At 42.3% G+C, this 17383-nt stretch carries 17 protein-coding genes; 12 read left to right on the plus strand and 5 right to left on the minus strand.

Translation table 11 applies throughout. From position 1 onward, the window contains the following. Nucleotides 1–29 precede the first annotated feature (29 nt). Both lipL and BS1321_RS13020 read left to right on the plus strand, forming a co-directional pair. On the plus strand, nucleotides 30–878 hold the full coding sequence (gene lipL, locus BS1321_RS13015) for an octanoyl-[GcvH]:protein N-octanoyltransferase (protein WP_063234192.1): 849 nt from the start codon (nucleotides 30–32) through the stop codon (nucleotides 876–878). Between the two features lies 1 nt (nucleotide 879). Continuing rightward, complete coding sequence (locus BS1321_RS13020; RefSeq protein ID WP_063234191.1) at nucleotides 880–1059, plus strand: hypothetical protein; 180 nt, start codon at nucleotides 880–882, stop codon at nucleotides 1057–1059. Between the two features lie 62 nt (nucleotides 1060–1121). Here the strand turns inward: BS1321_RS13020 and BS1321_RS13025 are convergent, their stop codons facing one another. Continuing rightward, the gene (locus BS1321_RS13025) at nucleotides 1122–1868 is read right to left on the minus strand and encodes an RsfA family transcriptional regulator (RefSeq protein WP_063234190.1); all 747 of its coding nucleotides are present in this window, start codon (nucleotides 1866–1868) and stop codon (nucleotides 1122–1124) included. A 291-nt stretch (nucleotides 1869–2159) separates the two neighbouring features. On the opposite strand from BS1321_RS13025, the gene BS1321_RS13030 reads away from it, so the two are divergent. From BS1321_RS13030 to BS1321_RS13040, 3 genes are all read left to right on the plus strand, one after another. After that, nucleotides 2160–2381 (plus strand): YuzB family protein, encoded by a 222-nt coding sequence (locus tag BS1321_RS13030; protein ID WP_048683566.1) that lies wholly within the window; start codon nucleotides 2160–2162, stop codon nucleotides 2379–2381. Nucleotides 2382–2617: 236 nt separating this feature from the next. Beyond that, nucleotides 2618–3925: an HD domain-containing protein gene (locus BS1321_RS13035; RefSeq protein WP_063234189.1), complete on the plus strand. Its 1308-nt coding sequence runs from the start codon at nucleotides 2618–2620 to the stop codon at nucleotides 3923–3925. A 32-nt stretch (nucleotides 3926–3957) separates the two neighbouring features. Continuing rightward, nucleotides 3958–4467 (plus strand): YwgA family protein, encoded by a 510-nt coding sequence (locus BS1321_RS13040; RefSeq protein WP_034315899.1) that lies wholly within the window; start codon nucleotides 3958–3960, stop codon nucleotides 4465–4467. 29 nt (nucleotides 4468–4496) lie between these two features. On the opposite strand, the gene BS1321_RS13045 is transcribed toward BS1321_RS13040, so the two are convergent. Then, nucleotides 4497–4682: a 2-hydroxymuconate tautomerase gene (locus BS1321_RS13045; RefSeq protein WP_034315897.1), complete on the minus strand. Its 186-nt coding sequence runs from the start codon at nucleotides 4680–4682 to the stop codon at nucleotides 4497–4499. Between the two features lie 139 nt (nucleotides 4683–4821). Here BS1321_RS13045 and BS1321_RS13050 point away from each other — a divergent pair, with 139 nt between their 5' ends. Then, on the plus strand, nucleotides 4822–5496 hold the full coding sequence (locus BS1321_RS13050) for a site-2 protease family protein (protein ID WP_230159669.1): 675 nt from the start codon (nucleotides 4822–4824) through the stop codon (nucleotides 5494–5496). Between the two features lie 41 nt (nucleotides 5497–5537). Then, a complete protein-coding gene (locus BS1321_RS13055) occupies nucleotides 5538–6047 on the plus strand; it encodes a YwhD family protein (RefSeq protein WP_063234188.1) in 510 nt (169 codons plus the stop codon). Nucleotides 6048–6197: 150 nt separating this feature from the next. Here BS1321_RS13055 and BS1321_RS13060 read toward each other — a convergent pair whose 3' ends face one another. Continuing rightward, nucleotides 6198–8267, minus strand: coding sequence for a transglycosylase domain-containing protein (locus BS1321_RS13060; RefSeq protein ID WP_063234187.1), 2070 nt, complete (start codon nucleotides 8265–8267; stop codon nucleotides 6198–6200). 207 nt (nucleotides 8268–8474) lie between these two features. On the opposite strand from BS1321_RS13060, the gene speE reads away from it, so the two are divergent. From speE to argS, 4 genes are all read left to right on the plus strand, one after another. Further along, a complete protein-coding gene (gene speE / locus BS1321_RS13065) occupies nucleotides 8475–9302 on the plus strand; it encodes a spermidine synthase (protein WP_053348438.1) in 828 nt (275 codons plus the stop codon). 14 nt (nucleotides 9303–9316) lie between these two features. After that, entirely contained in the window at nucleotides 9317–10195 is an 879-nt protein-coding gene (speB, locus tag BS1321_RS13070; protein WP_063234186.1) for an agmatinase, read from the plus strand. Nucleotides 10196–10469: 274 nt separating this feature from the next. Beyond that, the gene (locus BS1321_RS13075) at nucleotides 10470–10910 is read left to right on the plus strand and encodes a YwiB family protein (RefSeq protein ID WP_063234185.1); all 441 of its coding nucleotides are present in this window, start codon (nucleotides 10470–10472) and stop codon (nucleotides 10908–10910) included. Nucleotides 10911–10913: 3 nt separating this feature from the next. After that, a complete protein-coding gene (gene argS / locus BS1321_RS13080) occupies nucleotides 10914–12584 on the plus strand; it encodes an arginine--tRNA ligase (protein ID WP_063234184.1) in 1671 nt (556 codons plus the stop codon). Nucleotides 12585–12633: 49 nt separating this feature from the next. On the opposite strand, the gene uvsE is transcribed toward argS, so the two are convergent. Both uvsE and cls read right to left on the minus strand, forming a co-directional pair. Continuing rightward, nucleotides 12634–13587: a UV DNA damage repair endonuclease UvsE gene (uvsE, locus tag BS1321_RS13085; protein ID WP_063234183.1), complete on the minus strand. Its 954-nt coding sequence runs from the start codon at nucleotides 13585–13587 to the stop codon at nucleotides 12634–12636. Nucleotides 13588–13615: 28 nt separating this feature from the next. Then, nucleotides 13616–14818: a cardiolipin synthase gene (gene cls, locus BS1321_RS13090; RefSeq protein WP_063234182.1), complete on the minus strand. Its 1203-nt coding sequence runs from the start codon at nucleotides 14816–14818 to the stop codon at nucleotides 13616–13618. 270 nt (nucleotides 14819–15088) lie between these two features. Here cls and BS1321_RS13095 point away from each other — a divergent pair, with 270 nt between their 5' ends. After that, entirely contained in the window at nucleotides 15089–17218 is a 2130-nt protein-coding gene (locus BS1321_RS13095; RefSeq protein WP_063234323.1) for a (Fe-S)-binding protein, read from the plus strand. Nucleotides 17219–17383 lie beyond the last annotated feature (165 nt).

The following is a 17383-nucleotide window of genomic DNA, read 5'->3' on the forward strand; positions in this document are numbered from 1 at the left end:
TTGAGGATTAAATGTAGAGGGAGATTCGTATGGGTGAGACAGATTCATTATTAATGCAGCAAGAGTGGAGGATTATTGATCAATCTTCCGTTGGACCTCAGTTTCCTGCTCTGGAGTCCTTTGCGATGGATGATACATTTTGCGCTTCCGTTGGGTCAGGTAAATCAGCGGCAGTAGCCAGGGCGTGGGTACACCATCGAACCATCGTCATGGGTATACAGGATACGAAGTTGCCTTTTCTTAAAAAGGGTTTGGAACATTTAGAAGAACACGATTTTCAGGCCATCGTGAGGAATTCCGGAGGGCTGGCGGTCGTGCTGGATGAGGGGGTCCTTAATTTTTCGCTCATTTTTCCTGAAAACGAACAGAAAATTGAAATCAATCGTGGATATGATGCTATGTGGGGGCTTGTCCAATTGATGTTTTCCGATTTCCCAGTCACGATGGAGGCAAGGGAAATCGTCGGTTCATATTGTCCTGGTAGTTATGATTTAAGTATAAATGGGCAAAAGTTTGCCGGTATATCCCAACGCAGGATTCGCAATGGCGTAGCGGTGCAAATCTATTTGTGTGTCAATGGAAGCGGGGCTGAACGTGCCAGTCTCGTGAAGGGTTTTTATGATGCAGCTAAAGGAAATGCAGAAACCAAATTCGCTTATCCTGATATCGTCCCTTCGGTAATGGCATCCCTAACGGAATTGTTGGGAGTGCAATTGAGTGTTCAGGACGTTATGCTCAGATTCCTACATGTATTGAAGGAACATAGCGAAAGGATATTCTCTGACACTCTTTCCGTTCAGGAATGGCCGATGTATGAGGCATACTTGACAAGAGTGGTGGAACGCAATGATAAAGTATTCGATGCATTAAAGGATTGATATGAAAGAAGAAGCCGTTCCAGTAATTCAGGAACGGCTTCTTCTTTCATTTAATACGACTTTAGCATTCACTGAAACTGTAAAAGGCCTGTATGATAGACAGCGACGTCCTGAGAGATATTATTCCTTCTTTCTTGAAGCAATGAAAAAAAGAGCCTTGTTGGCTCCCTTTTTCGGATAAACATGGGTGAAACGACCTTTGGCATGTGGTTATTCTATATAACTGAACCCCACATTATCTTATTACTCGGCCATTTTTTCCAAATTGCCATTCCGGTCCATCTTGAACTTAGTTGCCGGACGTTCTTCTTCCTCTAACAAGACCAGCTTTCTTGCTCGATTCATGATATTCATCAAAGTTTCATAATCTTCCTGCATCAAGCCGCTGTTTTGTTCTAGGTGGCTGATTTTATTCTCCAATTCTTCGTTTCGCTTTTTCAGCCCTTTAATTTCAAGCTTCAATCTTTCATTTTCGGTTTTTAATACTTCGGCTTGAAGCATGCGGCCGTTCATAGATTCCAAATAGGCGATGACGGTATCAAGGCTCATGGCCGTTTCCGAAGTTACTGGTGTGTGTTGTGTCTTAGGAGCGAGGGCTTCAGCCACAACGAATTCCTCTGCTGCTTCATAATTGGTAGTATCGACTTCGGATTTCAACTCTAGTTCCTCTTCTTGTACATGGGGAACCATTATGTCGGAAATCGTTGGGGACGGCGGTGTATAAAGAAGCCGTTTTTTCCCTCCTTGATCTTTTCCAAGGATCCTTTGCCGCTGCTTACGCTGTTTCTTGGCAAGGGAAAGCGCTTTGTCATAATTATGGCGGACAACCGCATTCCAGCGGAATCCGCATGCTGCAGAGGTGCGATTCAACTTATCTCCTACCTCTTCAAAAGCATTAAGCTGAGTGCTGCCTTCCCGCACATGGCGCAATACCGTTTCTGCCAAAAGTAAATCATCTTCTTCTGTCCAGGCGTCTTGACGAACCTTCATTTCTACATACTCCCTTTCTGGTAACTTTTAAAATAAATAACTATATAAAATATCGTGTGGCAGTGATTTATGGAGTGTTCTACTAGCATTTTGGACAAAATCTGGATTTTTTATACAAAAAGGTTAAAAGGATACTAGTTTTTTGGCTAATTATATCCTTTTCCAGCGGCTGCCCTTTCCTTATCACATCATTCAGCCCTCTTGATATTCATAATTAGAAACGGTAAAATACCCTTTAGTCATATAAATGGATGAAAAATAGTTTGTCATGGAAAGGATGGTGACCGGAGGATGTCCAATGAATTCAGAGTGTGCGATGACTGCTTGGCGGTAAACATTAAAACATTGATCCCGCGTCTTGAAAAGCTTGATCCCGACGCGAAAATTGAAGTGGGCTGTCAATCCTATTGCGGTCCTGGCAGAAAGAAGTCTTTTGCCTTTGTCAATAACCGTCCAGTTGCTGCACCGACAGAAGACGAGTTACTAGATAAAATCAATAAAAAACTAAAGTAGGATCCATGAGATATAGTTAGAGTGGATGTTTTGCTTTTGATAAATGGAACAAGTAATCATCACCCAGATTCGACACACTGCGGTGATTTTTTATTTCTTTATTTTCGAGACAAAATCGGACAGGAACTTCCGTTTTCTTACAAAATGACCCCTCTTTCTAGCAAGGGGGAAGTTAGGGTTTTTTGTCAAAACACGCTATAATGAGTGCATCGAGATTATGAAAAAGAGGGTAGTTCATGGAATATTCCGGCGAAAAATTACAAGAAGAAAAAGTATTCAAGGACCCGGTGCACCGATATATACATGTTCGTGACCGGGTTATATGGGATTTAATAGGGACGAAGGAATTCCAGCGTCTTCGAAGGATCAAACAGCTAGGAACGACTTATTTAACCTTTCATGGTGCGGAACATAGTCGGCTTAGCCATTCGCTTGGAGTATATGAGATTGTCAGGAGAATCGTGGATGATGTATTCGAGGGCAGACCGGAATGGAAACCTGAGGAACGGTTACTATCCTTGTGCGCAGCCCTTCTGCATGATTTGGGGCATGGTCCTTTCTCTCATTCTTTTGAAAAAGTGTTTGACCTGGATCATGAGCAATTCACGCAGCAGATAATCGTCGGCGATACGGAAGTGAATAAGATCCTCCTTAGAGTTGGGCGTGATTTTCCAAAAAAAGTGGCAGAAGTCATTGCGAAAACCTATAAAGGCAAATTAGTAGTCAGCCTGATTTCAAGTCAGATCGATGCTGATAGAATGGACTATTTACAGCGTGATGCTTACTTCACTGGCGTGAGTTATGGACATTTCGATATGGAAAGGCTTTTGCGTGTAATGAGGCCAAGGGAAGAACATGCCGTCATAAAGCAAAGCGGGATGCATGCGGTTGAGGATTATATCATGAGTCGCTACCAAATGTATTGGCAGGTTTATTTCCATCCAGTTACGAGAAGTGCGGAGGTCATACTTACCAAGATTCTACATAGAGCGAAACATTTATATGAATCCGGTTATGAGTTTGCTCAAGAACCGCACCATTTTTATTCATTGTTCAAGGGAGAAGTGACTTTAACGGACTATTTGAAAATGGATGAAGCGGTGATGCTCTATTATTTCGAAGCATGGGAAGAGGAAAACGATGCGATTTTAAAAGATTTATGCACTCGCTTTGTTAACCGTAAACTATTTAAATATGTGGAATTCCATCCATCGAACAGTCAAATGAACAGATTAATGGAATTAAGGACGCTATTCAAGAAGGCAGGCATCGATCCGGATTATTATCTTGTCGTCGATTCTTCATCAGATCTGCCGTATGATTTTTACCGGCCAGGTGAGGAAGAGGAGAGACTGCCGATCCACTTGCTGAAAAATAATGGCGAAATTCGTGAATTATCACGTGAATCCGAAATTGTCGATGCAATTTCTGGGAAAAGAAGAACGGATCATAAGTTGTATTATCCAGCGGATTTATTGCGTGATGAATCTACGAAGAAAAATATAAAAAAACAGATTCGTAGGCTTTTGGAGCTATCGGATTAAAGTGGTACATTTTTGGTGAGGAGTGACGAGCCTTGTTTAAGGATCATGCAAATATTATCAATGCAATTTCTACTGCCGGTGAAATCTCGGGTCGAAAAAAATTACAAAAAATCGTTTATATCGCGAAGAAGCTGTCCTTCCCATTTCATGAAAAGTTTCAGTTTCACTTTTATGGACCGTATTCGGAGGAGTTGACCTTACGGATTGAAGAGCTCTGCGAAATGGGTTACTTGAATGAAGTAAGGGAAAAAAAAGCAGGTTATTATCAATATTGTTATTCGATAACGGATGCCGGCCAGGATTTCCTATCCATACAGGAAGTGGAGATGCCGGCACTTGAGGCATGCTTACAGGATATGAACGAACAGAATGCCAGGTTTTTGGAGCTGGTTTCAACGGTATTATACTTCGACACGCTTGAAAAAGAGGAAGTCACCGAGAAAATTTTCACGCTGAAAAGCAAACAAAAATATACGCTTGAAGAAATTGATGAGGCATATGAATATATTGAGCAGTTAAAAACAAAAGCTAAGCCGAATTGATGGCTTAGCTTTTCCCCATTATGTAAATCTTATAAATCGCTTTTACGGACACCGGCTACTGCTAAATGATTTTTTGACATTTCTTCAATGAAAATCGTCACGGCTTCAGCTGGTGCTCCAGTTGTTTCCGTAACGGCTGCAGTCACCTTTTCGACTAAAGCCTTTTTTTGTTCGTCTGTACGGCCTTCAAGCATTTTGACTGTTACATATGGCATCTCTTTCCCCCCCTTCATCTCTTATCTTGTAGTGTTTCACAATGGAAAAAGAATTGCAAGACACGGAAGTCAGAGTTTTTTCACTTCTTGAACTTTTGATGTATACTAACGGTAATAAACAATAGGGGAGAAGCTATCGATGCAATTTTTTGATCAAATAGAACGGTTTTTGGCTTATCCTTTGGAAAAGCTTCCATATGTCATTGTGTCACTGTTAATCGCATTTACGGTTCATGAATTTTCGCATGCCTATGTGGCCTATAAGTTCGGTGACCCGACTGCAAAGAATGAAGGAAGAGTCACATTGAATCCGATTTCTCATTTGGATCCGATCGGAACATTGTTGATATTAATAGCCGGATTCGGTTGGGCGAGACCTGTACCGGTTAATCGTTTCCATTTCAAGAATCCAAAGTTGGCAGGAGTGCTCGTCTCTTTTGCCGGTCCGTTCAGTAATTTGATCGTTGCAATTTTAGGGTATTTAATTTTTTACGGGTTGCTTGCGGCAGGCGCTGGACCTGATTTACCGTTTTTCGTCGAGCCCTTCTTAAATATACTCATAAATTTAAATGTCCTTTTATTTGTATTTAATCTGATACCGCTGCCGCCGCTCGATGGTTATAGGATCGTCCAGGATCTTGTTTCCGCAGACTTACGGGCAAAAATGACCCAGTATGAACAATATGGCTCCCTGATTTTTTTGATTCTGATCATCACACCGCTGAGTCAATATACAATAAGGCCGATTTTGGATACTGGAATTCTATTTGTAGGAGGCACCTTGAGTCAATTTTTTTCACTTTTGTTTTTTTAACCAATAATAAAGAATGACAAACGATAAAGGGGGATACAAACATGGAAGAACAACCAAAGAAAAAGGTAGGCTTCAATATTATAAAAAACGACCCGACAGAAGGTCATGGAGGATATGGAGCAGGGGTTTTAACGCTCGATAATATTTCTCCGGTCATCATCGATGTGGATGCAGGTGAAGCAGAGGTCGATATCGGCGCGATGCATGCAAGAAGTGTGGTGGAAAAAGGGATCAAGTTTTTAAAGACTAAAGAAGAAGTCCCGAATGCCAAACCGTACTGGCTTGTTTGGGTGACCATTGAAGCCACTCAAAATGGTCCGCACTATGCAGGTGTGACAGCATGTGAAATGATGGTCGACAGGTCAATTAGACGCGGTTACAAATCGCTTCCGGAGCATGTTAACCGGATGGATAAATCGCTGAAACGACAAATCATCGTCGAGGATATGGACGATAAATCAAAACGTGTGCTTGCTGACTTCCTGAAAAACCATGATGCAGGAATGTGGGAGCGTTCTTCAGATCAGCTGAAGGAGTCATTGACGGTTTGAATCTCGTTTAATGGATGAAATGTTAAGTTTAGTGAAAAATGCACTTGTAGGAAAGCGATAAAATCAGTAAACTTAAAGACAGCAGTTTAGTCACTGTGGAACTAGGACAGAAAAACCCCCGAAGCCGCTGCCGGCTTCGGGGGTTTTTCGTTATCCCCAAGGTTTTAAGACTTTTTTGTACCACGGGGCCTTTTTATGTTCTTCTTCTTTTGGGGCATGTTTCGGATTCTCACCCTTAAAGTGCTCGGCACAGTATTCGACAGGTTCGGTTCCTTTAACATAATAAGTCAATCTTGAGACAGGACAATCCTTTGTGGCCAATTTTCCGCTTACGGGATTCACGTTTACCCCGATTACGTTTTCGGTTTCCTTAAACGATTTTGCCGGTTTCCCTTGTAGGCCCTTTTCCATATAGGAAGCCCAGATTTTCTTTGCATAGCCTTTTTCAGCAGGGATCTCGATCTTTTTGCCTTGATCATATCCAGTCCATACTCCTGCTACAAGCTCCGGTGTGTAACCAATCATCCAGCTATCAGTCGGGGTGGAGCCTGATTTGCCAGCATATGGGCGGGTCAGCTGGGAACTGATGGTGCTCCCGGTCACTTTCGTATAGCCATTTAAGGTTTCGTCAAAAACCCCTGTAAGCATCTGGGTCATGACAAATGCCTTGTCCTCATCCAGAATCTGTTCCGGTTTCTCGTTTTCATCAAAAATCACTTCACCTTTTTGATTTTCAACCTTTTTGATAAACACGGGTTCAACCTTTTTTCCGCCATTAGCCAGAATGCTGTATGCGTTCACCATCTCAATCGCCCTTACACCTGACGTACCGAGTGCCAGGGAAGGAACGGCATCCATCTTTGCCGTGATGCCGAAACGATGCGCGGTATCGACCAATGACTGTTCCCCAAGGAACAAGTGCGTTTTTACGGCGAAGATATTATCGGAAAGAGCAATGGCCTGAGCCATAGTAATTTCGCCTTCCGCATATTGATGGTTGTAATTATGCGGTGTGTAAGATGAGTGACCATCATCGAAAGAAAATGTAGTTGTCTCGCTTTTTAAGGTGGTGGACGGTGTAAAACCATTCTCCAGCGCTGAATAGTATAGCAATGGCTTCATGGTTGAACCAGGCTGGCGAACGGCCTGTGTAGCTCGATTGAATGGCGACTCGGAATAATCTTTACCGCCGACCAGCGCACGGACCTCCCCGGTATCCGGATCCATTGCCACTATCGAGGCTTGAATGCCTGAAGACTTGGGTATGGTATTGGAAAGAACCTCTTCGGCAGCGTCCTGCTGGGTTTCGTCCAGTGTGGTATAGACCTTAAGCCCGCCCAGCTCGATCGTCCGGTCATCTAAATGAAGCTGAGATTTTAAAGCTTGCTTGACGGCATCCTGAAAATAGGGAGCGGTCTTATTGGTGACCGTTCCGTGCTCACCCTTTAATGTTAGGGATGTTCGCAACGCTTCCGCAATATTTTTTCCTGAAATGTAGTTTTTGCTTTTCATGGCTTGCAGGACAACTTTCTGCCTTGATTTCGCTTTTTCAAAGTTATCCAATGGAGAATAGTTTGACGGCCCTTTTGGTATTCCGGCCAGCATGCTCGCTTCAGAAAGATTCAAATCCTTGGCATCCTTACCAAAGTAATATTGACTTGCAGCTTGGGCTCCATATGCGCCATGTCCGTAGTAAATCGTATTTAAATAGCCTTCTAGAATTTCCTTTTTGGAGTAGTTCATTTCTAAACGTATCGTATAAAAGGCCTCATTAAGTTTACGCGACCATGTTTTGTCATGCCCAAGAAACAGGTTCCTGGCATACTGCTGGGTAATGGTGCTTGCCCCCTGGACTTTGGACATTGCCTTAATATCAGCAAGGATTGCACCGCCGATCCGCTTTATATCAAATCCATAATGAGTGTAAAATTGACGGTCCTCAACGGCGACAGTCGCTTTGATGAGCTGTGGTGAAATCGACTCCATTCCGGCCCAATAACGTTTCTGGCCATTATCTGTTTCACCGATCACATTTCCATTATCACTATAATAGAGAGTGGACTGTGGCACGACCAAAGGAGGCGGACCTAATATTTTTGCATAAATCAGTAAAGAGAGAAGCAATACAAAGAGTATTGTGAGCCCGATTGTGGCAAGGATAATGAAGGCCCGTACATATTTAGTTGTCCTTTTAAATCGTTCGCTTGGAATCAATTCCATTGCTTTCACCTCTCTTATCATGTAAGAATCTATCATCTATTACTATTATGGAAAAAAAAGAAAATTTTAAACATAAGAACTGCATTTAAGAAATTTATCTTGCAATTCTGCTAGATTCGTCTATAATTTTTCTAGCTAATGACTATACCGATTTTGGGGAACCTATAAGGTGACTGACAATATGAAATGGAAAAGGAGCGTTAATAAATGAGCATTTGGTTTACTGAAAAACAAACAGAGAACTTTGGTATTACGATGAAAGTGAATCGTACTTTACATACGGAGCAAACTGAGTTTCAAAAGCTTGATATGATTGAAACGGAAGAGTGGGGCAATATGCTATTGCTGGATGACATGGTAATGACTTCACAGCGCGATGAATTCGTTTACCATGAAATGGTAGCCCATGTTCCTTTATTTACCCATCCTAATCCAGAAAACGTTTTGGTTGTAGGAGGAGGGGACGGAGGAGTTATCCGTGAAATCCTAAAACACCCAAGCGTAAAAAAAGCTACATTGGTGGATATCGATGGAAAAGTTATCGAATACTCAAAGAAATTCCTACCTGAAATTGCAGGCATGCTTGAAGATCCGCGTGTAGACGTACAAGTTGGGGATGGCTTCATGCACATCGCCAAAAGTGAAAACGAATATGACGTGATCATGGTTGACTCAACTGAACCTGTCGGACCTGCTGTCAATTTATTCACAAAAGGTTTTTATGCCGGGATTTCCAAAGCTTTGAAAGAAGACGGGATTTTTGTGGCACAATCAGACAATCCTTGGTTTAAAGCGGACTTAATTCGTGATGTACAACGTGATGTGAAAGAAATATTCCCTATCACTAGCCTTTATTTAGCGAATATCCCAACTTATCCAAGCGGCCTTTGGGCGTTCACGATCGGATCGAAGAAATATAATCCATTAGAAGTGACAGAAGACCGTTTCCATGAAATAGAAACAAAATATTATACAAAAGAACTTCATAAAGCAGCTTTCGTTCTGCCTAAATTCGTTCAAGATTTAGTGAAATAAGGGAGGCATGGACCATGAAATTCGATGAAGCCTATTCAGGCAATGTATTCATTAAAAGTCACCCTGTTTTTGAGGAATCGGAAGCTGTGCTATACGGAATGCCGATGGACTGGACGGTAAGTTTCCGCCCGGGTTCTCGCTTCGGCCCTACCCGGATTCGTGAAGTTTCGATTGGTTTGGAAGAGTACAGCCCGTATTTAGATCGTGAATTAGAGGAAGTTAAATTCTTTGATGCCGGGGATATTCCATTACCATTCGGCAATCCGCAGCGCAGTATCGATATGATTGAAAAATTTGTCGACAGCGTGTTGGATGCAGGTAAGTTCCCAATGGGTATGGGAGGGGAACATCTTGTTACATGGCCTGTCATTAAAGCCATGTACAAAAAGTATCCGGATATGGCCATCATCCATATGGATGCCCATACAGATTTACGTGAGGATTATGAGGGGGAGCCGCTTTCCCATGCGTCCATCATTCGTAAATCCGCAGAGCTTATCGGCCCGAAAAATGTTTACTCTTTCGGCATTCGTTCCGGTTTGAAGGAAGAATTCCAATGGGCAAAAGAAAATGGCATGCACATCTCTAAATTTGAAGTTCTTGAACCTCTGAAAGAAATACTGCCGCAGTTAGCTGGTCGTCCTGTATATGTGACGATCGACATCGATGTTCTTGACCCTGCGCACGCGCCGGGAACAGGCACCGTAGATTGTGGAGGCATCACTTCCAAAGAGCTTTTAGCTTCGATTCATGAGATAGCACGGTCTGAAATTAATGTAGTCGGCTGCGATTTAGTTGAAGTCGCACCGATTTATGATCCATCCGAGCAAACTGCGAACACGGCGAGCAAGCTGATTCGCGAAATGATTTTAGGTTGGGTTCAAAAAGGTTAATGGATGGAAGACTTGACTGTTCCTGTTTTTTAGTGGGAATGGTCTTTTTTTATCCATTCCGAAAAGAACTTTACATCTGAGGGACTCTTTTTGAATAATTCCGCCCCAATGAGTCATTATTGCGTTAAAATCAAATGAATTGCAACAACATGATGTCGACATTTTATCCTCACTATTTGTGATTTACACTTTATTTTCCGCTCCAAGTTGAAACTTCCTTGAAGAATATTTATACTTATAAAGTTAAGAACGACATGATGAAGGAAGTGTAGCTTTGACTCTTCATGATATAGATAAGCAGGCCATTAAAGTAACTTTACAGACGAAAATCAAGCATGGCTCAGAAACAGAAACGTATGAGCTGGTCACATTTGGTACAAAAATGTATAAAGGTGCAGATTTATATTTGCAATATAAAGAGGAAAACGAAGTCGGTCAAACACAAACGACCATTAAGCACAAACCGGATGAAACGATCCTGCTTAGAAATGGTGCCATTAAAATGAGGCAGCTTTTCCGCCTGCAGGAAGCGACAAATGGACATTATGAAAGTATATATGGCAGGTTAGGATTACGGACGACCGCGAAGAAGATACATCATCAATGGGATGAGCAGACCAAACAAGGGAAACTTGTCCTTAAATATACGTTACATATGCAGGGAAGCGAACCCGGTCAATATGAGATGACGATTTCCTACAAGGAGGAAGCATAGCGCATGAATATAGTAAAAGAGGTACAGGAAAAACTGAAAGAAGAGATTAAAGCGGCAGTCATTAAAGCTGATTTAGCAACGGAAGATCAGATTCCAAATGTTGTATTGGAACTGCCAAGAGATAAAACACACGGAGATTATTCCACGAATATGGCCATGCAATTAACGAAGATTGCAAAGAAAGCGCCAAAGATGATAGCAGAGGCAATCATCGAAAACTTTGACAACTCAAAAGCATCCATCGAAAAAATTGAAATTGCAGGACCTGGTTTCATCAACTTCTACATGAATAATTCCTATTTGACAGAATTGATTCCTGTCATTTTGAAAGTGGATGAAACATATGGGGAAAGTGACTTTGGTAAAGGCGAAAAAATCCAAGTGGAGTTCGTTTCCGCGAACCCGACCGGTGATCTCCATCTTGGTCATGCCCGTGGTGCAGCAGTAGGTGATACGTTATGTAATATCCTGTCTAAAGCAGGTTATGATGTTTCACGTGAATACTATATCAATGATGCAGGAAACCAAATTAATAATTTGGCCATTTCCATAGAAGCCCGCTATTTCCAGGCACTTGGCCTCGAAAAGGATATGCCGGAGGGCGGTTATCATGGCGAAGATATCATTGGCATCGGTAAGACGCTTGCCAGTGAATATGGGGATAAATATGTAAATGCCGATGAAAAGGAACGTTTTGAATTTTTCCGTGAGTACGGCTTGAAATATGAAATGGAAAAACTGAAAACGGACTTGGGTAATTTCCGTGTCGGATTTGATGTATGGTACTCCGAAACCTCCCTATATCAAGACGGTAAAATTGATGAAGCACTCAAAGTGTTGAGGGAAAGGGGCCATGTTTACGAGGAAGATGGGGCTACATGGTTCCGCTCTACGGAATTAGGCGATGATAAAGACCGGGTGCTTATTAAGCAGGATGGGTCTTACACATATCTGACACCGGATATTGCCTATCACCGTAATAAATTGGAGCGCGGCTTTGAAACGCTGATCAATATCTGGGGTGCAGATCACCACGGCTATATACCGCGTATGAAAGCAGCGATCGAAGCATTAGGGTACAAACGCGAGCAGCTTGAAGTGGAAATCATCCAGCTTGTTCACCTGTACAAGGATGGCGAGAAAATGAAGATGAGTAAGCGTACCGGTAAAGCAGTTACGATGCGTGACCTTGTTGATGAAGTAGGACTGGATGCAACACGTTATTTCTTTGCGATGAGAAGTGCGGATACTCATATGGACTTCGATTTGGATCTTGCGGTATCACAGTCCAATGAAAACCCGGTTTATTATGCACAGTATGCCCACGCCCGTATTTCCAGCATTTTACGACAAGGTGTGGAACAAGGGATCAGCTATGAAGGAGTCACTGATTTCTCTGCCCTATCTACTGAAAAAGAAGTGGAGCTTTTGAAGAAATTAGGAGAGTTCCCGCAGGCAATAGCGGAAGCAGCCGAAAAACGGATGCCTCACCGAATGACGAATTATATATTCGACCTGGCCTCTACATTCCACAGTTTCTACAATGCAGATAAGGTTTTGGATGTTGAAGAGATGGAAAGAAGTAAGGCGCGTCTAGGACTGGTCAAATCCGTCCAAATTACTTTAAAGAATGCATTAGCTATAATCGGGGTTTCTGCACCGGAAAAAATGTAATGGAAAAAGCGGCTGTTTCTAGCGAAACAGCCGCTTTTTTTTAGGTTAATTAGCACTCGACGGCACCGCCGCTCACCCTTTTTACACCACGAACCTTAGCTATATCTTCAATCAGCTGCAACATTGCCCGGTCCTTCATCTTGGCCTCGATCATGAAATCCACGTCCTGTCCAAGATCCTTAAGCACTTTAAAAAGGGGCATGATGAAGTCCAAATCGATATAATCTGCATGCGAGCGAAATTCACCTGCCGATTTTGGGGATGAAATATGAATCTTTGGTACCACCCCTGCCAGACTCCAAGTTGTGAATACCTCGGTGAGCAGCTCGTTAAGCGGCTCATCTGAAAGGTTTGCGAGATGATGGTGGTAATCGAATACTAGTGGGATGCCTTCCCTCTTACATACGCTCAAGGTTTCAGATGCTGTATAGGTTTTATCATCATTCTCCAAAGTCATTCTTTCCTTGACGTGCATAGGCAGCGATTTAAGGTTGTCATGAACCCTTACAAGGGCGGACTCTTTATCACCATAGGCCCCACCGACATGGATATTGATGAAAGAGGTGTCAGCAATGCCCATTGCATCAAGCATTTTATAATGGAACTCCATATCTTTTACAGCATTTTGTGTAATCTCGTGCTTAGGGCTGGTAAACAGCGTAAACTGATTGGGGTGAAAGCTGATCCTCATCTTGTGTGCAGTGGCCCAATCGCCAAGCTGTTTCCACTCTTTTTTAAAAGGAGTGACGAAATCCCATTCTATTTCGGGATGTGTGGCTAAAGGGACAATGGAACTGGACATTCGGTATATTTCTATTTGATGTGCCGTGTTATATTGAAGGACCCTTAAGGTATTTTCAATGTTCTGCCTTGTCACATCCAGGAGTTTTTCCATTCCTTTTTCTGTGCCAAGTGTGTTATATCGCTTGAAAGTAAGTGTCTTAGCCGGAGAAGCTTCCCATAAACAGGTGGCATTGGATACAAATCCAAATCTTATTTTCATTATATTTTTCTCCTTGAACAACGGGATGTCAAAGAAAAGGAGAAAGGATGGAAGCCAGCGATTCTTTTGCTGAACGGACTACATTCATGTTGGAAAGCGTGTCCTCGTTTAGCGGCTTCGATTCGGCAAGGTCTACTGCCAACTCCTTCTCTACATCTTCTATAAATGTCCGGTCAAATACGATACAATTGATTTCACTATTTAAAAAACAACTGCGTTTATCAAAATTAGCCGTACCGATATCACACATTATATCATCAATCAGGATCACTTTAGAATGGTAGAACCCTCTTTGAAATTGCATGATTTCTGCCCCTTCTTTTAATAGTACCCTGAAGTAGGGATAAGAAGCTTCCTTAACAAGGGCATGGTCAGAAATTTCAGGTACAATGACCGTAACGGAAACATCGCGTGCAAGTGCTTCCCTTAATTCTTGAAGTAAAGTATCACTGGGAATGAAGTATGGAGTCCCGATGATGATTTTTTTATTGGCTTGCTTAATCATGTGTGTCAGTGACTGTTCAAGATCACTGCCATTCGTGACGACAACCTGATGTGCCTGCGTCCCGGGAGTCAATGTCGGGAAATAGGCAGGTGTTCCCCTGTAATCCTCGTTTGTATCATAGAACCAATCCGAGAGAAAGACTTCCTGAAGGTCCTTTACACCTTCCCCGGTCATTTTTAAATGGTAATCTCTCCACGGGTTCAGCTTCTCCCCTTGGTTTATATACTCCTTACCGATATTAAAGCCGCCAAGATAGCCGATTTTTCCGTCTATCACCGTGATCTTACGGTGATTTCTTTTTTGTATTGTATAGAAAAGGAAGGGGAGTTTCGGTTTAAAGCTGAAAGAAAAATGAACGCCGCTTTTAGTTAGCTCCTGAATGGTTTGGCGGGACATCTTTTTACTTCCTACCCAATCGGCTAAAAGCCGCACTTCCACGCCCTCTTCCGCTTTTGCCTGAAGTAACTTCAAAAAGTCCTTGCTGAATTTATCATTTTTTACAATATAAAAAAGGATATGGATGGAATCCTGAGCTTGCTTGACTTCCTTCATATAATCATCAAACAGGATTTTCCCTGATGTGAATACAGTCATGTCGCTGTTCCGAGGCGGAAATTTAATGTTGGTTGCGTGCTTCAAATAACGCTTATGCCCTACCTTAAGATCAACCCAGCACCAAGAGAAGATCAATAAAAATATAGAGGCAATCGTAGTGATTATCTTCAAAAAAAATCCCCCCTAAATGATTATATTTAGTTTTGCTCTAATTCCCTGTTAGTAACCATTAAAAAGCGGGGAAAGGGGCCTCATTTTTTTAGAATGCAGAAGGGTAATTCACGGAATTGTCGAATTATATAATTAAGGTCCAGAAAAATTAAATCGTTTTAGAAAGAAAAAAGTTGACTGAATGCTCATTCATTATATAATGGAATTAATCAAATTTCAGAAAAATGCCAATTTTTCAATTTACCAAAGAGGGGGAAAGACTGCATGGAAATGAATGGTTTACTGTGGATCAACTTAGTTGCGTTCCTGCTTGTAACCGCTTACGCCGCCGGTTTGTTTGTCTATTTGATAAAGACTCGTATAGCTTATATAAAACTGGGCAAAAAAGTGGAATTCGATAACCGTGTGAAAGATCGTCTTGTTAAAATAGGGGTTTATGTATTTGGACAGAAGAAGCTCTTTAAAGATAAAAAGAGCGGGATCATTCATGCCATGTTATTTTATGGTTTCATCTTAGTGCAATTTGGGGCACTTGACTTTTTCGTTAAAGGCTTAAGACCGGGGTGGCATTTACCGTTTGGCCCTGTTTATCCGGCCTTTACTTTCTTCCAGGAAATTGTGACGCTTACCGTTCTTGTTGCAATCCTATGGGCGGCATACCGCCGTTATGTCGAAAAGCTCGTTCGCTTGAAAAGGGATTTCAAAGCAGGTTTGGTTGTCATCTTCATTACCGGTATCATGATTACCGTATTACTGGGGAATGGAATGGGAATGATCTGGCATGGACACGATGCAACTTGGTCAGAGCCAGTCGCATCAAGCATCGCTTTCCTATTCGGCTGGATGGGGACAACAGCGGCAACAGTCGTTTTTTATGTAGCTTGGTGGCTGCATTTACTGATCATATTATCTTTCCTTGTTTATATCCCGCAATCTAAGCATGCTCACTTGATTGCCGGTCCGATAAATGTATTCCTGAATCGCCTGGACAATCCGGGGAAATTGAAACCGGTTGATTTGGAAGAAGAGGTTCTCGACAAAGAAGGCAATCAATATTACGGTGCCAAATATATAGAAGATTTGACGCAGTATCAAATGGTGGACTTCTATGCCTGCGTGGAGTGCGGGCGCTGTACGAATATGTGCCCGGCTACAGGTACCGGTAAAATGCTGTCACCGATGGATATCATAATCAAGATGCGTGACCATTTAACAAATACAGGCGCTGCCGTTACAACGAAGCAGCCATGGGTGCCATCCTTTGTTTTTGGAAATACGAACGGAAATAAGATTGCTTTGGCTGGTGCCGCGCAGGGGGCGCAGGAATCTGCTGCAGCAACCGAAGCTTACAGTCCGAGCCTGATTGGTGAAGTCATTACGGAAGAAGAACTTTGGGCATGTACCACTTGCCGGAACTGTGAAGATCAATGCCCTGTAATGAATGAACATGTCGACAAAATCATCGATATGCGCCGTTATCTAGTGTTGACAGAGGGCAGACTTGATCCTGATGCGCAACGTGCCATGACGAATATAGAGCGACAAGGAAACCCGTGGGGACTGAACCGTAAAGAGAGAGAAGGTTGGCGAAGCCTTCGGGAAGATGTCAGCGTCCCTACCGTGAAGGAATTACAAAAGGCAGACGAAGAATTCGAGTATTTATTCTGGGTAGGTTCAATGGGGTCGTACGATAACCGTAGCCAGAAGATTGCCCTTTCCTTTGCTAAATTATTGAATGAAGCGGGCGTCAAATTTGCAATTCTCGGAAACAAGGAGAAAAACTCAGGGGATACTCCCCGTCGATTGGGTAATGAGTTTGTTTTCCAGGAGCTTGCAATGAAAAATATAGAAGAATTCCAGAAGAATGAAATAAAGAAAATCGTAACGATCGATCCGCATGCATACAATATCTTCAAAAATGAGTATCCAGATTTTGGCTTGGAAGCGGAAGTGTATCATCATACCGAACTGTTAGCCAAACTTGTCAGTGAAGGCAGATTGGTGCCTCAGTATCCGGTGAATGAGACGATTACATTCCACGATTCCTGTTACTTGGGAAGGTACAATGAAGTTTACAGCCCGCCGCGTGAAATCTTACAATCCATTGATGGTGTGAAACTTATTGAGATGGAGCGTAACCGTGAAAAGGGTATGTGCTGTGGAGCTGGAGGCGGTTTGATGTGGATGGAAGAGGAAACAGGAAACCGCATTAATGTGGCCCGTACCGAACAAGCGCTAGCCGTAAGTCCAACAGTGATCAGTTCAGGATGTCCTTATTGTCTGACCATGTTATCTGATGGGACGAAAGCAAAAGAAGTTGAGGAAAATGTTAAAACGTATGATGTAGCTGAACTACTCGAAAAAGCGGTCATTGGTGAAAACAAGTCGATTGCCTCTTAATTTAAAATGGAATTGCCTGCTTCTATATGGAACGGATCAAATGGAAGCAGGCAATTTTTTATTATTTAAAAACTAAATATTTTAATTTATGTAAAAATTATGTAAGATGATATTAAGCGCTTACAAAACTATTTTTTTAACTCCATATTGAGCGAGCGTTCAATC

It is taken from the genome of Peribacillus simplex NBRC 15720 = DSM 1321 (assembly GCF_002243645.1).
Lineage (GTDB): Bacteria > Bacillota > Bacilli > Bacillales > DSM-1321 > Peribacillus > Peribacillus simplex.

Bases quoted from the DNA above. Each gene is read 5' to 3' on its own strand.
- BS1321_RS13035 (WP_063234189.1), top strand. From the start codon at position 2,618: ATGGAATATTCCGGCGAAAAATTACAAGAAGAAAAAGTATTCAAGGAC.
- speE (WP_053348438.1), top strand. From the start codon at position 8,475: ATGAGCATTTGGTTTACTGAAAAACAAACAGAGAACTTTGGTATTACG.
- BS1321_RS13050 (WP_230159669.1), top strand. From the start codon at position 4,822: ATGCAATTTTTTGATCAAATAGAACGGTTTTTGGCTTATCCTTTGGAA.
- BS1321_RS13095 (WP_063234323.1), top strand. From the start codon at position 15,089: ATGAATGGTTTACTGTGGATCAACTTAGTTGCGTTCCTGCTTGTAACC.
- argS (WP_063234184.1), top strand. From the start codon at position 10,914: ATGAATATAGTAAAAGAGGTACAGGAAAAACTGAAAGAAGAGATTAAA.
- BS1321_RS13020 (WP_063234191.1), top strand. From the start codon at position 880: ATGAAAGAAGAAGCCGTTCCAGTAATTCAGGAACGGCTTCTTCTTTCA.
- BS1321_RS13025 (WP_063234190.1), bottom strand. From the start codon at position 1,868: ATGAAGGTTCGTCAAGACGCCTGGACAGAAGAAGATGATTTACTTTTG.
- BS1321_RS13060 (WP_063234187.1), bottom strand. From the start codon at position 8,267: ATGGAATTGATTCCAAGCGAACGATTTAAAAGGACAACTAAATATGTA.
- BS1321_RS13055 (WP_063234188.1), top strand. From the start codon at position 5,538: ATGGAAGAACAACCAAAGAAAAAGGTAGGCTTCAATATTATAAAAAAC.
- uvsE (WP_063234183.1), bottom strand. From the start codon at position 13,587: ATGAAAATAAGATTTGGATTTGTATCCAATGCCACCTGTTTATGGGAA.
- BS1321_RS13030 (WP_048683566.1), top strand. From the start codon at position 2,160: ATGTCCAATGAATTCAGAGTGTGCGATGACTGCTTGGCGGTAAACATT.
- lipL (WP_063234192.1), top strand. From the start codon at position 30: ATGGGTGAGACAGATTCATTATTAATGCAGCAAGAGTGGAGGATTATT.
- BS1321_RS13045 (WP_034315897.1), bottom strand. From the start codon at position 4,682: ATGCCATATGTAACAGTCAAAATGCTTGAAGGCCGTACAGACGAACAA.
- speB (WP_063234186.1), top strand. From the start codon at position 9,317: ATGAAATTCGATGAAGCCTATTCAGGCAATGTATTCATTAAAAGTCAC.